Source organism: Neomelitea salexigens DSM 19753 (assembly GCF_000422345.1).
GTDB lineage: Bacteria > Pseudomonadota > Gammaproteobacteria > Pseudomonadales > Spongiibacteraceae > Spongiibacter > Spongiibacter marinus_A.
On record NZ_AULP01000008.1, the window covers coordinates 61,835 to 84,213 of the forward strand.

The 22,379-nt window shown below is 54.9% G+C and carries 26 protein-coding genes and 1 other RNA gene; 10 read left to right on the forward strand and 17 right to left on the reverse strand.

Annotated features, from left to right (window positions below; genetic code table 11):
• Window positions 1-8: 8 nt before the first annotated feature.
• From mraZ to rsmI, 3 genes are all read right to left on the reverse strand, one after another.
• The gene (gene mraZ, locus H573_RS0112310) at window positions 9-452 is read right to left on the reverse strand and encodes a division/cell wall cluster transcriptional repressor MraZ (protein ID WP_027874545.1); all 444 of its coding nucleotides are present in this window, start codon (window positions 450-452) and stop codon (window positions 9-11) included.
• Window positions 453-741: 289 nt separating this feature from the next.
• An RNA gene (rnpB, locus tag H573_RS19110) (RNase P RNA component class A) lies at window positions 742-1,092 on the reverse strand.
• Window positions 1,093-1,137: 45 nt separating this feature from the next.
• The gene (gene rsmI / locus H573_RS0112315; protein WP_027874546.1) at window positions 1,138-1,983 is read right to left on the reverse strand and encodes a 16S rRNA (cytidine(1402)-2'-O)-methyltransferase; all 846 of its coding nucleotides are present in this window, start codon (window positions 1,981-1,983) and stop codon (window positions 1,138-1,140) included.
• A gap of 15 nt (window positions 1,984-1,998) precedes the next feature.
• Between rsmI and H573_RS18060 the strand changes: the two genes are divergently transcribed.
• From H573_RS18060 to H573_RS0112335, 4 genes are read left to right on the forward strand one after another with little or no spacing between them, the layout of a single operon-like run.
• Window positions 1,999-3,936 carry a penicillin-binding protein activator gene (locus H573_RS18060; protein ID WP_051171268.1) on the forward strand — a complete coding sequence of 646 codons (1,938 nt, stop codon included), beginning with the start codon at window positions 1,999-2,001 and terminating at the stop codon, window positions 3,934-3,936.
• Between the two features lie 2 nt (window positions 3,937-3,938).
• On the forward strand, window positions 3,939-4,298 hold the full coding sequence (locus H573_RS0112325) for a YraN family protein (RefSeq protein ID WP_027874547.1): 360 nt from the start codon (window positions 3,939-3,941) through the stop codon (window positions 4,296-4,298).
• Between the two features lie 12 nt (window positions 4,299-4,310).
• Window positions 4,311-4,898 (forward strand): D-sedoheptulose-7-phosphate isomerase, encoded by a 588-nt coding sequence (locus H573_RS0112330; RefSeq protein ID WP_027874548.1) that lies wholly within the window; start codon window positions 4,311-4,313, stop codon window positions 4,896-4,898.
• Window position 4,899: 1 nt separating this feature from the next.
• Window positions 4,900-5,472 (forward strand): BON domain-containing protein, encoded by a 573-nt coding sequence (locus H573_RS0112335; protein WP_027874549.1) that lies wholly within the window; start codon window positions 4,900-4,902, stop codon window positions 5,470-5,472.
• Window positions 5,473-5,507: 35 nt separating this feature from the next.
• On the opposite strand, the gene H573_RS0112340 is transcribed toward H573_RS0112335, so the two are convergent.
• The 7 genes from H573_RS0112340 to zapE form a co-directional block, all read right to left on the reverse strand.
• Window positions 5,508-5,915: a ClpXP protease specificity-enhancing factor gene (locus H573_RS0112340; protein ID WP_027874550.1), complete on the reverse strand. Its 408-nt coding sequence runs from the start codon at window positions 5,913-5,915 to the stop codon at window positions 5,508-5,510.
• Between the two features lie 5 nt (window positions 5,916-5,920).
• Complete coding sequence (gene sspA / locus H573_RS0112345; RefSeq protein ID WP_027874551.1) at window positions 5,921-6,565, reverse strand: stringent starvation protein SspA; 645 nt, start codon at window positions 6,563-6,565, stop codon at window positions 5,921-5,923.
• Between the two features lie 97 nt (window positions 6,566-6,662).
• Complete coding sequence (locus tag H573_RS0112350; protein WP_027874552.1) at window positions 6,663-8,717, reverse strand: ubiquinol-cytochrome c reductase; 2,055 nt, start codon at window positions 8,715-8,717, stop codon at window positions 6,663-6,665.
• The gene (petA, locus tag H573_RS18065; RefSeq protein ID WP_036256721.1) at window positions 8,717-9,313 is read right to left on the reverse strand and encodes a ubiquinol-cytochrome c reductase iron-sulfur subunit; all 597 of its coding nucleotides are present in this window, start codon (window positions 9,311-9,313) and stop codon (window positions 8,717-8,719) included. The genes H573_RS0112350 and petA overlap by 1 nt, the downstream gene beginning before the upstream one ends.
• A gap of 231 nt (window positions 9,314-9,544) precedes the next feature.
• Window positions 9,545-9,937, reverse strand: a complete 393-nt coding sequence (rpsI, locus tag H573_RS0112360) for a 30S ribosomal protein S9 (RefSeq protein WP_027874553.1) — start codon at window positions 9,935-9,937, stop codon at window positions 9,545-9,547.
• Between the two features lie 12 nt (window positions 9,938-9,949).
• Window positions 9,950-10,378 carry a 50S ribosomal protein L13 gene (rplM, locus tag H573_RS0112365; RefSeq protein ID WP_027874554.1) on the reverse strand — a complete coding sequence of 143 codons (429 nt, stop codon included), beginning with the start codon at window positions 10,376-10,378 and terminating at the stop codon, window positions 9,950-9,952.
• A 116-nt stretch (window positions 10,379-10,494) separates the two neighbouring features.
• Window positions 10,495-11,601, reverse strand: a complete 1,107-nt coding sequence (gene zapE, locus H573_RS0112370) for a cell division protein ZapE (protein ID WP_027874555.1) — start codon at window positions 11,599-11,601, stop codon at window positions 10,495-10,497.
• A 146-nt stretch (window positions 11,602-11,747) separates the two neighbouring features.
• Between zapE and H573_RS18070 the strand changes: the two genes are divergently transcribed.
• Window positions 11,748-12,224: a Z-ring associated ZapG family protein gene (locus H573_RS18070; protein ID WP_051171270.1), complete on the forward strand. Its 477-nt coding sequence runs from the start codon at window positions 11,748-11,750 to the stop codon at window positions 12,222-12,224.
• A 6-nt stretch (window positions 12,225-12,230) separates the two neighbouring features.
• Here the strand turns inward: H573_RS18070 and H573_RS0112380 are convergent, their stop codons facing one another.
• A complete protein-coding gene (locus tag H573_RS0112380; protein WP_422730528.1) occupies window positions 12,231-13,004 on the reverse strand; it encodes a Nif3-like dinuclear metal center hexameric protein in 774 nt (257 codons plus the stop codon).
• 122 nt (window positions 13,005-13,126) lie between these two features.
• Between H573_RS0112380 and H573_RS0112385 the strand changes: the two genes are divergently transcribed.
• Window positions 13,127-14,182, forward strand: a complete 1,056-nt coding sequence (locus tag H573_RS0112385; protein WP_027874557.1) for a trypsin-like peptidase domain-containing protein — start codon at window positions 13,127-13,129, stop codon at window positions 14,180-14,182.
• Here the strand turns inward: H573_RS0112385 and hisC are convergent.
• From hisC to H573_RS0112415, 6 genes are all read right to left on the reverse strand, one after another.
• The gene (gene hisC, locus H573_RS0112390) at window positions 14,179-15,240 is read right to left on the reverse strand and encodes a histidinol-phosphate transaminase (protein WP_027874558.1); all 1,062 of its coding nucleotides are present in this window, start codon (window positions 15,238-15,240) and stop codon (window positions 14,179-14,181) included. The two genes, H573_RS0112385 and hisC, sit on opposite strands and share 4 nt — an antisense overlap.
• Window positions 15,233-16,555: a histidinol dehydrogenase gene (hisD, locus tag H573_RS0112395; protein WP_036256723.1), complete on the reverse strand. Its 1,323-nt coding sequence runs from the start codon at window positions 16,553-16,555 to the stop codon at window positions 15,233-15,235. The genes hisC and hisD overlap by 8 nt, the downstream gene beginning before the upstream one ends.
• 2 nt (window positions 16,556-16,557) lie before the next feature.
• A complete protein-coding gene (hisG, locus tag H573_RS0112400) occupies window positions 16,558-17,205 on the reverse strand; it encodes an ATP phosphoribosyltransferase (RefSeq protein ID WP_027874560.1) in 648 nt (215 codons plus the stop codon).
• Between the two features lie 63 nt (window positions 17,206-17,268).
• Entirely contained in the window at window positions 17,269-18,534 is a 1,266-nt protein-coding gene (murA, locus tag H573_RS0112405) for a UDP-N-acetylglucosamine 1-carboxyvinyltransferase (protein ID WP_027874561.1), read from the reverse strand.
• A 35-nt stretch (window positions 18,535-18,569) separates the two neighbouring features.
• Window positions 18,570-18,797, reverse strand: coding sequence for a BolA family protein (locus H573_RS0112410; protein WP_027874562.1), 228 nt, complete (start codon window positions 18,795-18,797; stop codon window positions 18,570-18,572).
• Between the two features lie 85 nt (window positions 18,798-18,882).
• Complete coding sequence (locus H573_RS0112415; protein ID WP_027874563.1) at window positions 18,883-19,557, reverse strand: MlaC/ttg2D family ABC transporter substrate-binding protein; 675 nt, start codon at window positions 19,555-19,557, stop codon at window positions 18,883-18,885.
• 201 nt (window positions 19,558-19,758) lie between these two features.
• On the opposite strand from H573_RS0112415, the gene H573_RS0112420 reads away from it, so the two are divergent.
• From H573_RS0112420 to lptA, 4 genes are read left to right on the forward strand one after another with little or no spacing between them, the layout of a single operon-like run.
• Window positions 19,759-20,727: a KpsF/GutQ family sugar-phosphate isomerase gene (locus H573_RS0112420; protein WP_027874564.1), complete on the forward strand. Its 969-nt coding sequence runs from the start codon at window positions 19,759-19,761 to the stop codon at window positions 20,725-20,727.
• 13 nt (window positions 20,728-20,740) lie between these two features.
• Window positions 20,741-21,262 carry a KdsC family phosphatase gene (locus H573_RS0112425; RefSeq protein WP_027874565.1) on the forward strand — a complete coding sequence of 174 codons (522 nt, stop codon included), beginning with the start codon at window positions 20,741-20,743 and terminating at the stop codon, window positions 21,260-21,262.
• Complete coding sequence (gene lptC, locus H573_RS0112430; protein ID WP_027874566.1) at window positions 21,263-21,835, forward strand: LPS export ABC transporter periplasmic protein LptC; 573 nt, start codon at window positions 21,263-21,265, stop codon at window positions 21,833-21,835.
• The gene (gene lptA, locus H573_RS0112435) at window positions 21,822-22,379 is read left to right on the forward strand and encodes a lipopolysaccharide transport periplasmic protein LptA (protein ID WP_027874567.1); all 558 of its coding nucleotides are present in this window, start codon (window positions 21,822-21,824) and stop codon (window positions 22,377-22,379) included. The genes lptC and lptA overlap by 14 nt, the downstream gene beginning before the upstream one ends.

Below are 22,379 nucleotides of genomic sequence, written 5' to 3' on the forward strand. Positions count from 1 at the left end.
GCGCCCCCTTAAAGTGACAGCGACAGCATTTCTTCCGGCATCGACTCATCGTCATCGCCGGTATCGAGCTCCTGGTTCCAGCCCGACTCACTCCAAAGCTCTAATTTTTTCCCCTGCCCGATAAGCATCAATTTCTTTTCCAAATTTGCGTAATCACGCAGGGTCTGCGGCAATAACACGCGGCCATTACCATCGAGTTCAAGTGGCGTGGCATAACCAAGCAACAAGCGCTGCATGCGCCTAGCTTTGCGATGGATATTGGGTAAGGCCTCAATCTTTGGCTGCAGATCCAACCATTGGGGCTCGGGATAGACCAGCAGACAGCGCTCTTCTGTATGAGCCGTGACAACCAAACGCCCTTCACACACAGACGAAAGGGCATCGCGCACTTTGGCTGGAATCGCCATGCGCCCCTTTGCATCCATTGTGATTGCGTAGCTGCCGATAAACACGCTAGCCCACCTTTATCCCTTCAAAATCCACTCACACACCACCTGAACCCACAAAATGCCACTTTTCACCACTACGCGACACTATATGAACTGCGCAGCATTTATGTCAAGGAAGACGCACTGTAAAACGCAGGGATTTTTCGCAAATATGTCGTGAAATGGCAGGCAAAATCGCGGAACTTGCACAAAACAAGAAAACTAAAGCATGAAAAACAAGCAGATAAATGCACTACTTAAAGTAAATCCTTAAGTAGATGATTCGCTATCGAAGGAATAATCAGAAGGGAAAAAAATGAGTCGGCCTATAAGCCGGGTTCTGTCGTGGACGACCATTCATCTGGGGCCTGCGTCACCGCAAACCTCAAGCAGCCTACCCGAATCCACTGCGGGTCGCAGCGTAGGATTCCTATTTGGCCTTGCTCCAAGCGGGGTTTACCATGCCACGAACTGTTGCCAGTCGCGCGGTGCGCTCTTACCGCACCATTTCAACCTTACCGGCAGCCGAAGCTACGTAGGCGGTATATTTTCTGCTGCACTTTCCGTAGGCTCTCGCCCCCCAGGCGTTACCTGGCGCTTTACCCTATGGAGCCCGGACTTTCCTCCCCGCGCTTGCGCGCAGAGCGGCCGCCCAGCCGACTCAACTGTAAGAATAACCAGTAGTTTAAAAAGACACAAGCCCGAGATGCTATTTTTTTAGGGGTTGCTCTAATCCATATTGATAAAGACGGTTTTTCTTAACGCCAGTAAGCTTCGCAGCCATTGAAGCTGCCTGCTTCATCGGCAGTTCGCTGCGAAGTATATCGAAACAGCGCACTGCCTCCGGACTAAGGTCACCCTCCTTCGCCTGATACCCCGCCACTAACAACACACACTCACCCCGCTGCTGATTGCGATCGCCTGCCACCCAAGCCACTAGATCATCAGCCGGAAGCCTTGCCACCGTTTCATACAATTTAGTGAGCTCCCTCGCCAACACCACTACACGATCACCACCAAAGCATCGCGCTATATCCTGCACACAATCCAGCAACCGATGGGGGGCCTCATAAAAAATCATGGTGCGAGGTTCTGCCTTGAGGGCGTCCAGCTGCTTACGGCGTGCCTGCTCTTTGGCGGGCATAAACCCTTCAAATGTAAAACGGTCTGACGGCAAACCTGCGACCGACAAGGCGGCAATCAGAGCGCTTGGCCCCGGGATTGGCGATACCCGAAACCCCTCTGCTAATACCGCATCAACAAGGCGATAACCGGGGTCTGATATCAGCGGCGTGCCAGCATCAGAAATGAGCGCGATACTACCGCCGTTGCGCAGCATATCGAGCAAGCGCTCGGTATCCTTGCTACCACTGTGGTCATGGTAGGCGATCATAGGGGTAGTAATACCGAAATGCGCTAATAAAGGGGCGCTGCGGCGCGTATCCTCAGCCGCAATCCGATCTACCGATTGTAGGACTTCCAGCCCTCGGGGTACCATATCGGCGAGATTCCCGAGAGGTGTGGCAACGACATAAAGCGTGGGAGTCGACTCCAAAAGGACTATCCTCTAATGAACCAGCTGGCGAAGACTAACAACGGCATAATGATGAAGACAAGATTTTTCGCGCTCGCGATCATTGGCGCAGCACTCGCTGCCTGCTCCAGCGCACCAAGTTCGCCAACCTCTACGCAACGGCAACCCCTGACAAGCTACGATGAAATTCGCCAGCGCCCCAGCACCCCGATAAACCGGCAAGCACCAGAGTTTAACCCCGCCACAGCGAAATCCGAAGATGTTGAATTGTGGCTGCAACAGGCCATGAGCCTAGACCCAGAAGCCGCACAGGAGCTTCAACTGCGCGCGGCCGAAGTGCTTCTCAGAGACGGGGAAATGGGGCGCGCAGACGACACCGTACGAGATTTGGTCGCACCGGAATTAACGCCGAATCAAGCCCTTCGTCTGGCCCTTGTCAGGGCGCGGATTCACCGCGCGCACGCGGAGTTTAGCGAAGCGCTGATTCAACTGTCAGACCCATTAGTTGAGCAGGCGATGTTGGAAGCCCCCCTTCGGCGCCAACTACAATTCAGCCAACTTAGGGCGTCGCTGTTTGCCATTGAGGGGGACCACCTCGCCGCCGTCCGGGAATGGATATTTATCGATCCGCTGCTCACTCCCAGTCAGCAGGAGCAAAACCGCGACGCTATTTGGCAATCGCTGATGCAGATCCCAACGTCCGTACTGCTCGACAAGCTCGACAGCGCCAGCAACCGCGACTATCTCGGCTGGCTCGAACTTGCCTCCGTCGCCAAAGACAATCAAGGCGATATTGAAGCGCAGATTCGCCAGCGCGATACGTGGCTGGCACGCTGGCCCAACCACCCCGGTCGCGACCCACTGCCCGGTGGCCTGGATCAACTCGACAGCCTAATTGTCGACCAGCCGACGAAACTCGCGCTCATCCTGCCATTCACCGGACGCTTTGCCAGTTATGGCAAGGCCATACGCGATGGCTTTATCGCCGCCTACATGCAGGCGCAGGAAAACCAGGCCAGGACCCCGGAAATTATTCTCTACGATAGCGGTAGCGGCGACATCAACCGGCTGCTTGATCAAGCCATTAGCGACGGCTGCGAATTGGCTATTGGCCCGCTGCGCAAGGAAAAGCTCAATGAACTGATTAGTCAGCACCCCAAAATGATGCCGATCCCCACCCTGGCGCTCAATCGTATCGACGGGGATCAATTCCCCAGCGGCCTCTATCAATTCGGCCTGAACCCGCAAGATGAAGCGCAGCAGATCGCTGATATTGCCCGCAATAAAGGCCTACAACGCGCCATGATCATCACCCCGGAGGGCAACTGGGGCAGCAAGGTGGCACAGGCCTTCGCGCAGCGCTGGCAACAAGCCGGCGGATATATTAGCGACAGCACTAACTTCAATGCGAAATCAAACGACTATTCCAAGCGCATAAAACAACTACTTCATATCGACCAAAGTGAACAGCGTCGCCGTCGCCTGCAACAAATTATTGGCATGACACCTTACTTCGAACCCTATCGCCGCAGCGATGCCGACATGATTTTCTTGGTCGCTCGCCCGAACGAAGGGCGCGCGGTGAAGCCACTCCTGGCTTATCACTATGCGGGCGACCTGCCCGTCTACGCGACATCACACATCTACCGCGGCAACACTGACCGCTCCCGGGACCGGGACATCAACGGCATTCACTTTGTCGATATTCCCTGGGTGTTCAATAGTGACTCCGCCATACGCCAAGCCATCAATGCGCACTTTGCTCGCAGCGACGCCTTTCAGCGCATGTACGCCCTGGGCGTAGACAGCTTCCGTTTGCATATGCGTATTAATCAATTACGCACAGGCAGCGGGCAGGTGTTCGGCGAAACCGGCACACTCACCCTGAATGCCCTGGGCCAAATAGAGCGCGAACTCACTCTGGCCGAAATTCGCGGGGGTGTCGCGGTCATCGATGCATCCAACCAGGAATAAACTTGTTTAACCGCAAGCAAAAAGGCGATAACGCCGAACGCTTAGCCTGCGACTTCCTGCGCAAACGAGGCCTTATCATCGTCCAGCAAAATTTTCGTAGCCGCTTTGGCGAGATCGACATTATCGCTAAAGACGGCGAGACACTGGTGTTTGTGGAGGTCCGCTTGCGCAATAACCGTCGCTTCGGCGGTGGTGCCGAATCTGTCGACCGACACAAGCAACAGCGCATCATCCAAACGGCCTCACTCTACCTAGCAACCCACAGCCAGTGCGAACTTCCCTGCCGTTTCGATGTCATTGAAGCATCGGAGCAGCAAGGTAAATTCCAACTACACTGGCTACCTAACGCCTTTCAGCTATAAGGATTCCGCACTGTGGATCAATCAGAACACGTGGTAGACCTGTTTCATCGCCACATAGAGAGCTGCATGTACACCATGGAAGCACTTGGTGAGGGTATTGCGAAAGCCAGTGAAGGTATCGTCGAGTCCATGCTCAGCGAGAATAAAGTTATCTGTTGTGGCGAGGGCACTCAGGGCTTAATCGCCCAACATCTTGTTACCAACTTGCTCAATCATTTTCAGCACGAACGTCCTGCGCTTCCAGCAATGGCGCTAACGACGGATTCAGCGACCGCCACGGCAATCGCATCCCAGTCAGGTTACAACGATATATTTGCCAATCAAATCCGAGCATTAGGCCATCGCGGTGACTGCCTTTTCATCTGCTATCAGGGCGGCAGTGCGAATACGCTGCGCTGCATACAGGCTGCACACGAACGTGAAATGCGCGTAATCGGCCTCTCGGGGCCAGACGCCAGTGACGCTAGCGCACTGCTACAAGCTGACGATATTGAGCTGGTCTTCCCCGTCGACAATGCCGCCCGCTTAACAGAAATGCAGCTTGTCGCTGTTCACGCAATATGCGAACTCATCGACAGCCAACTATTTGGAAGTTATTGATATGAATACTTACCTACGCACCTTGCAGGCGCTCGCTTTGTCCCTGAGCCTGGCGTCCTGTACTCAGATACTCACCGCCACTAACGATGCACCGATACAGGAAGATCCCGGTAGCCGGAGCCTTGGCAGTTATATTGACGACCAAATTATCGAAACCAAAGCCACTGTTAATATCCGCAAAACCCGCCCGGAGCTTGAAGATGCGCACATTAACGTCACGAGTCACAACGGCATTGTGTTGCTCACGGGGCAAGTGGCTAACGCCGAGCTAAAACAGCAAGCCGCCGCCGTTGCCGACAAGCTCAAAAAGGTACGAAAGGTGCACAACGAACTCAGCATTGGCGAAGCCAGCAGCATGCTCACACGCAGCAATGACAGCTGGCTGAGCACCAAAGTCAAAAGCCGCTTATCCCTCAACGAACAGCTGGACGCATCGCGCATCAAGGTCGTTACCGAAAAGGGCGTCGTATATTTGATGGGCTTAGTATCAAAGAGTGAATCAGATATCGCGGCGCGCGTGACCAGCGAAACAAAAGGCGTGCAAAAAGTAGTAAGGGTATTTGAATACTACTAGGTAGGTAAGTAGCCCGAGGACTCGAGCCACGACTGCTACTTGACCACTTTCAGGCTTGGCCGCCCCGGCTGAGGCTTACTGCCCGACGTCGCGTCGGAGCCCGCCCCATCCGGCGGTGTTGTCGGCGGCTCTTCGGCATCAAACAGCATGCCCTGGCCATTTTCCCTGGCGTAAATTCCGAGCACAGCCGCAACGGGCACGCGGATATCTTGCGCAACACCGCCAAACCGCCCCCGGAAACCCAGCTCGTCGTTTCCAACATCAAGGCCAACAACAGCGGACGGAGAGATATTAAGAACGATCTGACCGTCTTGTACAAACTGTTGGGGCACCTCCACCCCCTCCATCATGGCATTTACCAGAATGTAGGGAGTGCAGTCATTATCGACAACCCATTCATAGATCGCTCGGATCATATAAGGCCGGCTGGAGTTCATTGCCATAGTGATTAAGCCGCGCTGTTTTCGCCGCGCATTTCACGCTCTTTCTGGGTCAGGCTCTCCTGGAATGAGGGACGCTCAAAAAGGCGAACCATGTATTCCAACAATGGCTTGGACTGACGCGTCTGAGGAATTTCCACGCCCAGCACTTCTAATCGCCACAGAATAGGGGCCAGGCAGCAGTCCACCAATGTGAACTCTTCGTTCATGAAAAACGGCTTTTCTGCAAAGATTGGCGCAATCGTCAGCAGGCTGTCGCGAAGCTCTTTGCGCGCTTTATCCTGCGCTTTTTGACTGCCGTTCTGAATTTCATCAACCAGGCGGCACCAGTCGCGCTCAATGCGGTAGATGTACTGGCGACTTTCTCCACGGGCTACTGGGTATACCGGCAGCAAAGGGGGGTGAGGAAAACGCTCGTCGAGGTATTCCATCATCACTTTTGACTCATACAGTGCCAAATCGCGATCCACTAAAGTAGGCAAGCTACCATAGGGGTTGAGCTCTACGACTTCCTCTGGAAGGTTGCTTGGATCAACGTCAACAATATCGACGGTTACACCCTTTTCTGCCAATACGATCCGCACACGGTGGCTATAGTGGCTGGCTGCATCAGAAAAGAATGTCATTGTAGAACGCTTGGCAACAACGCCCATTGAACTCACCTCAAACTATCAATCTATATGACAAGAAACGGGCAGACCTCAATTTGAGGCCGCCCGTCCATAAAACCCAGCTATTAGCAGGTTTAAATCAGTGCACGTCTTTCCAGTACTCGCGGTTAAGCAGGTAAGCAAAGACGAAGAACAGCGCAATAAACGCCAGCACATAAACGCCGATGCGCTTACGTTTCGCTTGTATAGGCTCTCCCATGTACTCAAGGAAGTTCACCAAGTCGTAGATAACGGCATCATACTCTTCCGGAGTCAAAGACCCTTCAGTAGCGTAGGTGAAACTGCCACATGGATTCAGTGCATTACCGTTCTCATCGAAAAGCACATCTTCACCGGTTAACGGGTCGCGCAGTATACCACCATTGGCCGCCTGCACCGGGCCCGGTGCGCACTCAGGCATACCCTGCAGCTCAGCGAGAACGTGAGGCATACCAACATCTTTAAACACGCGGTTATTTACGCCGTAAGGGCGTGAAGGGTCAGCGTGAAAAGTGCGCAGGTAGGTGTAAAGCCAGTCGGGGTTACGCGCACGCGCAACCAGCGTCAGATCCGGTGGCGCAGCGCCAAACCATTTCTTTGCTTCGGCCTCATCCATCGCATTGGTCATCAATGCACCGATTTTGGCCGACTGATCGAACTTAAGGTACTGCTCAAACAAGTCTTCGGGGATATTCAGGTCGTTGGCAGTACGCTGATAACGCCCGTACTGCAAAGAATGGCACCCCATACAATAGTTCATATAGGTCTGGGCGCCACGTTGCAGGGACGGCAAATTGGTAACGTCCGTCTGAATTTCATCGCAATCCATAGTGCCGCAGTTATGCGCCGACTCCGCACCGACCGCCTTCAGCGGAACGATGGTCAACAGCGCTACGACCAGCAGAACACCCATGCTCTTCCAGAAGCCCATGCCGCCATCGGTCACCCGGGTAGGCTCAGCTTTAGTCGCCTCCCACTTGGTCCAGAAAGGCATTAGCAGGAAGAAGGCAAAGTAAATCACTGAGCAAATTCGAGCCAACAAAGTACGGCCTTCGGTCGGCGCCTTAACACCCAGCACACCCAAAATCAGGAAGGCTGCCGCAAACAGTACGATAGCAACCTTACTGATCCGCCCTTTATAGCGAATCGACTTCACTGGGCTGCGATCAAGCCAAGGCAACAGGAACAGAATCGCTACAGACGCGCCGAATGCAACGAAGCCCCACAGCTTATCCGGAACTGCACGCAGCACCGAGTAAAACGGTGTGAAGTACCAAACTGGAGCGATGTGCTCAGGCGTCTTCAAGCCATTGGCGATTTCAAAGTTCGCAAACTCGATGAAATAACCGCCCATTTCAGGCATGAAGAAGATGATGCTACAGAAGACAAACAAGAACACCGCTACCGCCGTCAGATCGTGCACGGTGTAATAAGGGTGGAAGGCAACGCCGTCCAGAGGCACACCATTGGCATCCTTGTTCTTCTTGATATCAACACCGTCGGGGTTGTTTGACCCCACTTCATGAAGGGCGAGAATGTGCAGTACAACCAAGGCCAGCAGAATGATAGGCAGCGCAACAACGTGCAGAGCAAAGAAGCGGTTCAGGGTAATACCAGAAATCAGGTAGTCACCGCGGATCCACTGCACGATATCTTCACCGACAACCGGAATGGCACCGAACAGCGAGATAATTACCTGTGCACCCCAGTATGACATTTGGCCCCATGGCAACACATAACCTACGAAGGCCTCTGCCATTAGCGCCAGGAAGATGAACATACCGAATACCCAAATCAGCTCACGGGGCTTCTTATACGAGCCGTAAAGCAGGGCACGGAACATGTGCAAGTAGACAACAACGAAAAACGCCGATGCCCCAGTGGAGTGCATGTAGCGTATAATCCAGCCGTACTCAACATCACGCATGATGTATTCAACGGAGCGGAACGCCTCCTCAGCACTCGGCGTGAAGCTCATTGTCAGCCATACACCGGTCAGCAGCTGGTTTACCAACACCAGCAAAGACAAAACACCGAAGAAATACCAGAAGTTAAAGTTCTTAGGCGCATAGTACTTACCCATATGGGTATCCCATGCACGCATAATTGGTAGGCGGGCATCAACCCAGTCGCGCAGACCAATTAACATCTTCATTACGCAGCCCCCTGATCGACACCGATGACGAGTACATTGTCACCTTCGTATGAATATGGCGGAATATCCAAGTTACGCGACGCAGGTGAGCCCGCGTAAACGCGACCAGACAGATCGAAGCGTGAACCGTGGCAAGGACAGAAGAAGCCGCCTACCCAGGCATCGCCACCCAAGTCGGGAACACCCACTTCTGGACGGTGCTTAGGCGCACAACCCAAATGGGTGCACAATCCGATCAAAACGAGATACTCAGACCGAATGGAGCGAGCAACACCTTCAATGTACTCAGGCTGCTGCGCGCCTTCAGATGCGGGGTCTTTCAAATGCGTTTCGATAGTAGAAAGCTCTTCGACCTGCTTTTCTGTGCGGCGCAGTACATACACTGGCTTACCACGCCACTCTACTACGACCATTTGGCCCGGTTCTAATTTACTGATATCAGCCTTTACCGGTGCACCTGCCGCTTTAGCTTTGGCACTGGGATTCCAAGAGCCCACGAATGGCGTTGCCACCCCAACTACGCCTGCGGCACCGACCACCGAGGTAGCTGCGGTCAGAAAGCGCCGACGCCCCGTGTTTACGCCGTCATTACTCATGACGTTTCCCCCATAACATACGAATAATCAGACTAAACCGCCCCAAAAAGGGAGCGACAGCTAATTTCAAGTGGGCCAAATACTAATGAACTTGGCCCGGACTGACAATCAATTCCCTGCTCGCCAGCATTATCCCGCCTCTCAAACGGGCAAAAAAAAACGCCCACAGTTTTTCTGTTGGGCGTTTTCCGATAGCCGCCAAAGCGCCTTCCGGCCATTCGGCCGCAGTGGTTAACGCTTGGAGAACTGTGGCTTTCTACGCGCTTTACGCAGACCAACCTTCTTACGCTCAACTTCGCGAGCATCACGAGTCACGTAGCCGGCTTTACGCAGGTCACCACGCAAGGCTTCGTCATACTGCATCAGCGCACGTGTAATACCGTGACGAATCGCACCGGCCTGACCAAAGCTGCCGCCACCGCTGACGTTTACTTTGATATCAAACTTCTCAACCATATCGACCAGCTCCAGAGGCTGACGAACGATCATACGAGCAACTTCACGACCAAAGTATTGATCCAGCTCACGATCATTGACCGAAATTTTACCGCTTCCCGCCTTCAGAAAGACGCGAGCTGAAGAAGTTTTACGGCGACCAGTGCCGTAATATTGAGTGGCTGACATAGTACGCTTCCGTTAAATATTCAGTTCGATGGGCTGTTGGGCAGTGTGAGGATGCTCAGCGCCAGCATAAACTTTCAGTTTTTTGAACATAGCTCGACCCAGGGGGTTTTTAGGCAGCATGCCTTTAACCGCACCCTGAATAACTCGCTCGGGGGCTTTATCGATCAGCTTTTCGAAGCTGATTGACTTCAAACCACCGGGGTAGCCAGTGTGATGATGGTAAATCTTGTCTGTCGTTTTCTTGCCAGTTACGCGAATTTTCTCCGCGTTGACAACAACAATGTAGTCGCCGGTATCGACATGAGGCGTGTACTCAGGCTTATGCTTACCGCGCAAGCGATGCGCAATCTCACTGGCCAGACGACCCAATGTTTTGTCGGCGGCGTCAACCACGAACCAGTCGCGAGTGACATCGTTGGGTTTTGCACTAAAGGTTTTCATGAATCTCGCCTATGGGGACCGTACCGAACAAAGAGCGCGAATACTACATAAGCGCCAAATGATTTTCAAGCTAAAAACACAGCTTTCTTAAACAAAACCAAGAGAGTAAACCGCCGCTATGGGCGGTGCTCTCGCGCCAGATATTCCTTGGACTGCATTTCGAGCAAACGGCTCTGGGTACGCTCAAATTCAAAATCTAATCGTCCGCCAGCATACAGTGACGCCAACGGTGCGGCTGCAGACAATACCAGTTTTACATTGCGGTCGTAAAACTCATCGACCAAATTTATAAAACGTCGCGCCTGATCATCTCTTCCCGCGCCCAGTATTGGCACATTGCCAATCACCACTGCGTGGAAGATTCTCGCCAGTTCGATATAGTCGTACTGACTTCTGGGGCCATCACACAGCTCATCGAATTCAAACCACGCAACATCGTCAGCGACGTGTTTGGCTACAATATTTCGCCCCTCAATATCCAGCGCAACATTAGCCTCGGGCGCCTCCGGTGCCAAACTGGTGAAGCTGCGCTGCAAGCTGGCCTCCGCCTGGTCGTCCAGGGGGCTGTGGTACAACTCCGCCTGCTCGAGGGCCCGCAGACGGTAGTCCACCCCACCATCGACATTCACCACCTCAACATTCTCTTGAATCAAGGCGATAGCAGGCAAAAAGCGCGCCCGTTGCAAACCATCTTTATACAATTGGTCGGGAACAATATTCGAGGTGGCAACCAACACCACGCCGCGCTCAAACAAGCGTTCGAACAAGCCTGCAAGAATCATGGCATCAGTGATATCGGAGACAAAAAACTCATCAAAGCAGATGACCCTCGCCTCATCCGCTATGCGATCTGCCACCATGACCAGGGGATTTTTCTCCCCGGCCAGATCCTTTAGCTCGCGATGAACACGCTGCATAAATCGATGAAAGTGCGCGCGCAGCTTATCGTCAAACGGCAGAGTGTCGTAAAACGTATCCATTAAATACGTTTTGCCGCGCCCCACTCCACCCCAGAAATAGAGTCCCTTAATAGATGCGACCGGCGGCGCCTTACGAAACTTGGCAAAGACTCCCGCCAAACCGCGCCCCCGACTTCTCGGTGGTGCAGCAATCAGCTCCTCGTACAAACGCTGCAAACACGCAACAGCATGCGCTTGAGCCTGGTCATGGGAAAACCCGCCCGACTCAATATCTCTCTGGTAGCGCTGTAGAGGTGAAGACATACTGCTCTCCCTAGTTTTGACGGCGGCAACTTTACCCAGCGCAATGCCAATTGGCAATTTTTCCCCTCAGCTGGCTGCCCCAATCACCCGAGCCAGTTATACTGTCGCGAAACACGACAACATGTCGTGAGTAAGGAGGAAACACTGTGTACGAATTGAGCACCCTGATCGCCGTAGCCATTATCTGCCTGCTGATAGGCAGTGCCGCAGGCTACTTTATGCTCAGCCGCATCAGGCCAGAACAGCAGAGTCGCGCTGCCTTGGAAAAGCAGTTTAACGACATGCAAAAGCAGCAACAGGACTACCAGCAAGAAGTCAGCGGCCACTTCGACCGCACTGCAGAGCTACTCAACGACCTTGCAGAAAGCTACCGCAACGTTCACAACCACATCGCTAGTGGCGCACGCGACCTGCACAGCACAGGCATCAGTCCCCTGCAAACCCTTCCCGAGGGCCGCCCCGTCCTCGAGGGCAACCCCGCTGCCGGCAAACCTTCTCAGCAGCCACTGGACTATGCACCGCGACAACCGGGCAGCAAGGGCGCCCTCCACGAAGAGTTCGGCCTGGACAAGGAATCAGAACCCGAACAGGAGCCTAAACCGCCGGTAGCGCCCCACGCCTAACCCCGCTCACGCTGGGTTATCAACATCGATAAACTGATGCTCGATCCCCAGCGCCTCCGCTAGCGTGGCACCGAGCGCGCGCACGCCGTAGCGCTCGGTGGCATGGTGGCCCGCAGCAATGTAGTGCAGCCCCTGCTCCCTTGCGCTGTGAATGGTCGGCTCCGATACTTCGCCACTCAGGTAGGCATCTACCCCCAACTCGGCCGCACGATCAATATACGATTGCGCCGCTCCCGTACACCAAGCAATCCGGCAAATAGGGTGCTCCCCCACCGCCTCTAACAAAGGCTCTCTGCCGAGAACGCTGGCCACTTTGGCAGCAAAGGCGCGCGCTGCCATCGGCTCACTCAAACGCCCCACATTGCCGACCGGCCTAGCCGAGCCGTCCAACCCCGACTCCACCACAATACCCAGCTCTTTTGCCAACTGAGCGTTATTACCCAGCACCGGGTGGGCATCCAAAGGCAGATGGTAGGCAACAAGACTAACGCCACTTTCTAACAATCGCTGGAGGCGCCGGCGCTTCATGCCTTTTACGCATGGGTCCTCACCGCGCCAAAAAAAACCGTGGTGAACCAGCAGGACATCAGCGCCTGCGTCCACAGCAGCATCAATCATCGCCTGACTGGCCGTCACCCCGCTGACGATACGCCGCACCTCTGCCCGCCCTTCTACTTGCAGGCCGTTTGGGCAGTAATCCGTAAACGCCTCAGGCTCCATAATGGCGTTCGCTTCCGCCACCAACTCTTGCAAACTCGTCTCCTGCACACTCGTCGCCACATTTCCCCCTTGTTAATTCGGAATCGTTCACATTCGTGATAGGCTATCACGCCCCGCCGGACGCCAGAACCACAGCCCTGCTCCCGGCTAACGATTATGCTGGTGAAAATTGAGGCGCTGCGGTGAAACTGCACTTTCTGAAAACGCTTTTCTGGCCGAGTATCTGCGGACTGTTGCTCGGGCTATTCATCCTTTCTTATCAGCCAGGTGGCGCAGCACCGGGCGATTATTCAGCAGCCGTGGAGAAGGCGGCACCCGCGGTCGTTAACATCTACACCACCAAAGTGGTACAGCAGCGCCACCCTCTCGCCAACGACCCCTTGTTCAAGCACTTCTTCAACCGCAGCGGCAGGGCACGGCAACACTTGGAGCGCAGCCTTGGCTCGGCGGTTATCGTCGACAAGCGCGGCTATCTGCTTACTAACTTTCACGTTATTAAAGATGCCGACGAAATTTTGGTGATGCTGCAAGACGGCCGCCAAGCGCTAGCCAGCGTGATCGGCAGTGATTCCGACACCGATTTGGCGGTGCTCAAGATCGACCTGGAAAACCTAACCGCCATTCAAGCCGGGCAACCAGAGCAGGCGCGGGTTGGCAATATTGTGCTGGCCATTGGCAACCCCTACGGCTTTGGCCAAACCGTAACCCAGGGGATCATCAGCGCAACAGGGCGCTATGGACTGGGATTGAGCCAGCTCGAAAACTTTATTCAAACCGACGCCGCGATCAACCCCGGTAACTCCGGCGGTGCATTGATCGACCGCGACGGCAAGCTTCTGGGCATTAACACGGCTATCTATACCCAGAGTGGCGGCTCCACAGGTATTGGCCTTGCGATACCCACCGACCTTGCACTGCGCACCATGAACGACCTCATCCGCTACGGACGGCCGGTAAGGGGCTGGCTGGGGATTGAAGTTCAGCCTCTGGGCACGGGCACCAATGGCGTGGTTATCACAGGCCTAGCCAGAAATGGCCCCGCGGCCACCGCGGGTCTTCAACTGGGTGATATTTTAACGGAGATCAACGGCGAGAAAGTTGGCGACGGCCACGCTGGGATGAGACTCATCACCGACACCCGCCCAGGCGAGACCGTTCGACTAGGCCTGCTGCGCAGCAACAAGCCATTCTCGGTAACCACCAAAGTTACAATGCGCCCTGAGCAACAGGGCGGCTAGCGGGGAAAGCGAGCGTCGAAAGACGCCAACAACTGAGCGTGCTGCTCGGCAGTGCCCACGGTAATACGCAGATAATTATCGATACGCGGCTGCTTGAAGTGCCGCACAATCACCCCATCCTCTCGCAGGGCCGCGGCAATATCCGCAGCTGCCAGCGTCCGGTGGCGCGTGAACAAAAAATTTGCCGCAGAGGGCAGCGACTCAAACCCCCGCTGACTGAGCTCAGCGCGCAAGCGCTCACGCTCGGCAATCACCGCATCGCAGCACTGAGTAAAGTACTCCCGATCGTTAATCGCCGCTTCCGCCCCCGCTAATGCCAAGCGGTCCAATGGGTAGGAATTGAAGCTGTTTTTTACTCTATCCAAAGCGTCAATCAGCTCTGTTGAGCCAATCGCCAAACCCACTCGCAGGCCCGCCAAGGAACGCGACTTGGAGAAGGTTTGCGTTACCAGCAAATTGGGATACTCATTCACCAAACCAACTGCCGACTCGCCGCCAAAGTCGATATACGCCTCATCAACAACGACAACAGTTTCGTTATTCACCGCCAGCAAGCGACGAATCTCGTCCAAGGGGAGCAAGCGGCCAGTGGGGGCATTGGGGTTAGGGAAAATAATTCCGCCGTTGATGCCGGTATAGTCACTAACATCTATCGCAAAATCGTCCGTTAACGGGATGCGCTCAAAAGGAATGTTATACAGCTGGCAATACACGGGGTAAAAGCTATAGCTGATATCGGGAAAGAGCAGCGGGCGGCCGTGTTGGAAGAGACCATTAAAAATATGAGCCAGCACCTCGTCGGAACCATTCCCCACGAACACCTGGCCGGCTTCAACGCCGTAATAACTGGCAATCGCTGCCCGCAAGCTGTCCGCATTTGGGTCTGGGTATAACCGCAAATCATCGCCCAGCGCCGCCTTCATTGCCTCAATAGCCTGAGGCGACGGCGGGAAAGGGTTCTCGTTGGTATTGAGCTTCGTCAACTGGCTCAGCTTGGGCTGCTCGCCCGGCACGTATGGCTCAAGCTCCTTAACGCGGGGGCTCCAAAACCTACTCATCGCCACCCCCATCTCGGAGACGATACTCGGCACTTCGAGCGTGTGCCGTCAGCGACTCACCACGCGCCAACACCGACGCGGTTTCAGCGAGCACAGCTGCGCCGGCAGGAGAACAGTTAATCACCGAGGAGCGTTTTTGGAAGTCATATACGCCAAGCGGGGATGAGAAACGCGCAGTGCCAGACGTCGGCAGCACGTGATTAGGCCCTGCGCAGTAATCCCCCAAGGCTTCCGGGGTGTGCCTACCCAGAAAGATCGCCCCCGCATGACGGATCTGCGGCAAATATTGCTCGGGCTCGTCAACGGACAACTCCAAGTGCTCCGGCGCAATACGATTTACCAGCTCGATAGCTTCCGACATATCGGCCACAGCGATCAGCGCGCCACGGTCACTCAGCGAACGCCGGATGATATCCTCGCGCTCCATTGTCGGTAAAAGTCGGTCAATACTTGCCGCCACTTGATCAAGGTATTCCGCGCTGGGCGATATCAATAATGATTGCGCATCTTCGTCGTGTTCGGCCTGTGAGAACAAATCCATTGCGATCCAGTCGGGGTCGGTTTTGCCATCACAGACAACCAGTATCTCCGAGGGGCCAGCGATCATATCCAAACCCACGCTGCCGAACACTTGCCGCTTTGCCGTGGCGACATAGATATTGCCAGGCCCGACAATCTTATCCACCCTAGGAATGGTTTCGGTACCATAGGCAAGCGCCGCAATCGCCTGCGCACCACCTATCGCAAACAGTCGATCGACACCGGCAATCGCTGCAGCAGCCAAGACCATGTCGTTCGCTTGACCACCCGGCGTGGGTGACACTGCAACCAGCTCAGCCACCCCAGCCACTTTTGCTGGAATCGCATTCATTAACACTGACGACGGGTAGGTTGCCTTGCCACCGGGCACATACAACCCCACGCGATCCATGGGACGCACTTGTTGACCAAGCACCGTTCCATCGGCCTCTTGATATTGCCACGACTCCTGGCGCTGGTGCTCATGGTACAACCGAATTCGCTCTGCCGCCCGCTCTAGAGCCTGCCGCTGCTTCGCGTCAATACGCTGCAATGCGGCGTGCAACTGCTGCTGGCTGAACTCCAGCTCGGCGACTGATTCCGCCTCTACGCTATCGAAACGACGCGTGTAGTCCAACAGCGCGGAATCGCCATGTTCTCGTATCTCGCCCAGCACACTGGCAACCGTACTCACGACACCCGCATCCGACACAGAATCCCAGGCGAGCAAAGCATCGAGCCGGGCATCAAAGTCCGGCGCGCTGCGGCTCATTCTGTTGATCACTGCCTTGCTCATTTTCAGGCCTCCGCGGCTCGTGCGCTAACTGCCTTTTCCAAGTCGTTGATAATGCCCTGAATGACCGCGTGCTTGCGCTTCATTGCCGCCCGGTTCACCACTAACCGCGAACTTACTGGGGAGATCAGTTCCAAGGGCTCCATACCGTTCGCTCGCAAGGTATTACCGGTATCAACGATATCGACGATTAGATCGGCAAGATCCATCAGCGGCGCCAGCTCCATGGCACCGTAAAGCTTGATCAATTCCACTTGAATACCGCGCTCGGCAAAGTGGCGGCGAGCAACGTTTACAAACTTTGTCGCAACACGCACGCGCCCTTGAGGCAGAGGCTCACCCACCCGCCCAGCGGTCATTAGCTTGCACCGCGCGATGTTCAGGTCCAGAGGCTCGTACATGTCCTCAGCACCCAACTCCAGCAGCATATCTTTACCGGCGATGCCGATATCAGCCGATCCCAGCTTAACGTATGTCGGTACGTCCGTACCTCGAATCACGATCAATTGAATATGGGGATGATTTGTCGCGAAGATCAACTTTCTGCTACTGGAAATATCCTCCAGCGGTTCAATACCCGCCTCCGCCAAAAGAGGCAGCGTCTCTTTGAGAATACGCCCCTTCGTTAGCGCTATGGTAATTGGCTGATCCACGCTTACAACTCCCAAATTAGGCTATACCAGCAACACCTGCGGCAATGGCCAAACTAATATTTTTTAACTGCTTACTCGGCGAATGTCGGCACCGAGCGACAAGAATTTTTCTTCAATACACTCATACCCGCGATCAATATGGTAGATGCGATCCACGAGTGTCTCACCGTCAGCCACTAAACCAGCGATCACCAGACTCGCCGACGCGCGCAAGTCGCTGGCCATCACCGGCGCACCTTTCAGGCGTTCAGTTCCGGTAATCAACGCGGTATTGCCATCGACACTAATGTTCGCACCCATACGATTCATTTCGTGGGTTTGAATCAAGCGGTTTTCAAAGATGGTTTCGCTCACTTTGGCAACGCCCTCAGCCACCGCATTCATCGCCGTGAACTGCGCCTGCATATCTGTGGGGAATCCCGGGTAAGGCACGGTCTTGAAGCTCACTGCCTTGGGGCGTCGACCTTCCATATCCAGGCTAATCCAGTCTTCGCCATACGCTATTTTCGCGCCGGCCTCTTCAAGCTTAACCAGCACGGCATCTAGCGTGTTGGGATCGATATCCCGCAGTTTAATATTGCCGCGCGTTGCTGCAGCAGCAACTAAGTAGGTTCCCGCCTCTATGCGGTCTGGCATCACCGAATAACTGCAGCCACCTAACTTTTCCACACCATCAATGGTGATGGTTGCACTACCATGGCCGGAAATCTTGGCACCCATGGCGATCAAGCAATTCGCCAAGTCAATAATTTCTGGCTCTCGCGCCGCATTTTCCAGAACCGTCCGCCCCTCGGCCAAACACGCCGCCATAAGAACGTTCTCTGTACCGCCGACGGTGACCATATCAAACAAAATATGGGCACCCTTCAAGCGCCCGTTGGGGCACGTTGCGGTGATGTAGCCTTCATCGACTTCGATCTGCGCGCCCATGGCCTCCAGGCCACGCAAATGCTGATCGACAGGACGGCTGCCGATTGCACAGCCGCCGGGAAAAGACACTCTGGCGCGCCCAAAATGGGCCAAAAGCGGACCGAGCACAAGAATCGACGCCCGCATGGTTTTCACCAATTCGTAGGGCGCGGTGGTTTGCTTCGTCGTCGCGCCGTTGATTTCAACGCAGAGCTTCTCGTCGACCAACAGCTCAGTCCCCATGCTACGCAGCAGGGCGATCATGGTAGTAATATCGTGAAGATGGGGCAGATTACTAACTCTTACCGGCTCACTGGATAGTAGCGTCGCCGCCAGTATCGGCAGGGCCGCATTTTTTGAACCTGAAACGCGTATCTCTCCGCTGAGCGGACCACCGCCGCGGATTAATAATTTATCCATGAGAGCTCCTGCGCCGCCAACTACCTATTTGCCCATCAGGCTTCGGCAGGGGTCAGCGCCTTAATATTAATAGCGTGGAGAGAACCGTCTTTAATCCAGTCGTTTACGGCGGCATATACCAGCTGCTGGCGCTTCACCGGGCGAAGACCGGCAAAGGCATCGCTGATCACTTGCACATCGTAATGATTACCTTCCCCACTCACTTCAAAAACACCATCTGCGAAGTGTTCGCGGAGTCGCGCCAGGATCTGTTCTGCTTGCATGCCTAAGGTATTCCGTAAATACAAAAATTAGGCGGCGAATTGTACGCAATTGCGGCGGTCTTGGCGAGAAGACCACCGCAGGTCTTCACTTGGCGGCTTGCTCCATCACCTCTCTCGGAGCAACCGTCCAATTGTCGATCACTTTATCAATAGCGCCATCATAGGTCGCCACCGCGGTAGTAAACTGATTTTGGTAGATCAGCCCCAAATTCAGCCCCTCTATGATCACGTTGCGTAGCTTCCAGTCGCCATCGCGCCCACGGCGCAGGGTGTAAACTACTTCATAGGGCTCAGCACGCTCACCGTAGATGTGCTGACGCACGCCGACGCTACCCGATAAATCCGCATCGGCTGGCAGCGGAAGCACTTCTATCTTGTTGCCATTGAAGCCAAGCAGGCCCTTTGCGTAGGTATTGATCAAGCCGTCTTTGAAGTTCTTGGTAAAGCGAATCACATTGTCACGAAACTGCTCCCGCTCCTCTTTGGTGCGCAAGCTCTGGTAATACGCACGACTACCGTACTTACCCATTACCCCGCGAGCAAAGCTCTGAAAATCCACAACCTCATCCATAATTCGACGCACTTCGTCGTTAAAACGTTGCGGGTCTTCAGCAACGTACTCGCGCGCCTCTTCAATCACTTTCATCAATTCCTGCGTGGTACCCGCCACCACCTCATGAGGCCCGCGCTGAGCGTCAGCCGCCGACACGGCGCCCGCAAACACCACCAAACCCAGCGCCAAAAGCATTTGTTTGAACATTTTTTATCTCCGATAGTTAAGCCACGACCCGCATTACCGCGAATAGCCTGCCCTACACCCTTGCTAGGACAGCAGTTTACGGAATTGGCTCCCCGCACGACGACGAGGTAAACCTGTTAATTTTTCACATTGGAAATTATCATAGCGAAAATTAGCCGCCGCTTAACGGCATTATTGCAATAATGAGGTTTCCTCCCAACGATGGCATCTTCCTATCTCGACACTGCTAAACGCGTTATTCGCATGGAAGCAGAGGCCGTCGACGCGCTCGGCGAGCGTATCGACGACAGCTTTAACCGCGCCTGCGAACTTCTTCTTAACTGCAAAGGCAGGGTTGTTGTCACCGGTATGGGTAAATCGGGACACATCGGCAATAAGCTCGCGGCAACCCTTGCCAGTACCGGCACCCCAGCATTTTTCGTTCACCCCGGGGAAGCCAGCCACGGCGACATGGGGATGATTACCGCGGGTGACGTGGTTATCGCCCTGTCAAACTCGGGGTCAACTGCAGAACTGGTCACCCTGATCCCGCTGCTTAAGCTACTGGCCGTACCCGTGATCGCCATGACGGGGAAGCCCAACTCAGAGCTCGCCAGCAGTGCGGATGTCCACCTCGACGTCGGCGTAGAACAAGAGGCCTGCCCTCTGAACCTTGCCCCGACATCCAGCACTACCGTAACGCTTGTAATGGGCGATGCGCTCGCTATCGCGTTACTGGAGGCCCGCGGCTTCACCGCCGATGATTTTGCCTTCTCTCACCCCGGCGGCGCGCTGGGCCGACGCCTGCTGTTGAAGATCGACAATATTATGCACACTGGGGACGCCATACCGCACATCAATGCCGGCGCCAAACTCAGCGATGCGCTGCTGGAAATGAGCAGCAAAGCGCTGGGCATGACCACCGTACTCAATGAAGACGGCAGCCTGGCGGGTATCTTCACTGATGGCGACTTGCGGCGCGCGATCGACCGCGGCGTCGACATTCATCAGGCGAAAATAGACGACGTAATGACCACCAACTGCCGCAGCATCAAGCCCGGCATACTGGCCGCAGAAGCACTGCGCATTATGGAAGATAATAAAATCACCGTACTGGTCGCTCTAGACGACCACGCAAAACCCGTAGGCGTGATCCACACCCACGACCTGCTTAAAGCCGGCGTCGCCTAAAACAGGGAACACCATGCAAACCATTCTCGAAAAAGCAAAAACGGTCACCCTACTGGCAATGGACGTCGACGGCGTACTGACCGACGGCAGCTTATACTTTGGCAATAGCGGCGAGGAAATGAAAACGTTCAGCATCCTTGATGGACTGGGCATTAAACTGCTGCGCGACGTCGGTATCCGCCCCGCCATCATCACTGGCAGAACCTCTGAACTGCTGCTGCGACGAGCGCGAGAACTGAGCATCGACCTAATCTATCAAGGCAGGGAAGACAAAGGCACGGCACTTGAAGAACTGCGCCAAGACCTCAAGTTAAGCTACGATCAAATCGCCTACGTGGGTGACGATTTACCCGACTTAGCCGCGATTCGAGCAGCGGGCTTGGGCATTACCGTCGCCAATGGTCACCACTTCGTCGCCCGCCATGCCGACTGGCAAACGCGCGCTGCGGGGGGTAGTGGCGCCGTGAGAGAGATCGCCGAGCTTATATTGATGTCTCAAGGCAAGCTCAACGACGCACTCGAGCAGTTCCTGTAAATGGCTGCGCCGTCATTCAATATTAACGCCGCATCGGTCCTGTCGGTACTGGCCGCCATAGCGGGCACCGTTATCTACCTCACGCAATTCAGCGAGAGCGGCAAATTGAGCCTGACTGACAGCTTTGAGGCCATCCCCGATGTTGACTCCCACCTTCAGGGCATCGAAGGCTTGAAATACCGCCAAGACGGCAATGTGGCATATCGCTGGCGTGCAGACAGTGCCGAACGAATGATTTCCTCGGGTAGCATCCGCCTCAATCAGCCCTTCTACATCGGCAATATCGGCGAGCAGCGGCCGTGGACGGCGCAAGCCATTACCGGCACACTGTCACAAAACGGCCAACAACTGCAGTTGCGTGGCAGTGTTGTTGTTGAAGACTTAATTCGCGAAGCGCAAATCCACACAGAGCGACTCAGCATTGACCTGGAGCAAAGCCTGGTTGCGACGGATCAGCCACTGCGACTGCAACTACCCAATGGCGAAACCCAGTCGGAGGGCATGACGGCCGACCTCGTCAACGAGAAAGTCGAGCTGCTCGCGAAGGTAAAAGGACACTATGAACCGCAATAATCTACGCACCTTCGCTATTAGCGCCCTGCTCTGCCTCGCCGGCAACGTGCATGGTTTGCCCGATGACCGCCGCCAGGCCATCAATCTCAGCTCAGATAAAGCCACCTATGAAAACAATCGCGGCATCTACACGGGCAACGTCAATATGTCGCAGGGCAGCCTGATTATTCGCGCAGACAAGCTGATTATTGTCGAGGCTGACAGAAAAGTAACCAAGGTCATTGCCCACGGCAGCCCCGCCCATTTTGAGCAACAACCCCGAGCCGGGGAAGGCGTCGTGGTCGCCAGCGCAAGGCTCATTGAATACAGCCTAAATGCGGAGGAAATCCTGCTACAGAAAGATGCCACCATCCGGCACCAGGGCTCCAAGATCAGTGGCGACCGCATTGTATACAGCGGGCGCAAGCAAATGGTCATTGCCGATGGCGGCAGCCACAAACTCGATGGCAGGGTACAAATGACCCTACAGCCTCAGCAGGGCGTGAGTGATACCGATAGCCCCGCGCCAAGCACCACCCCCGAAACCCCGGAGACTCCCCGCTAA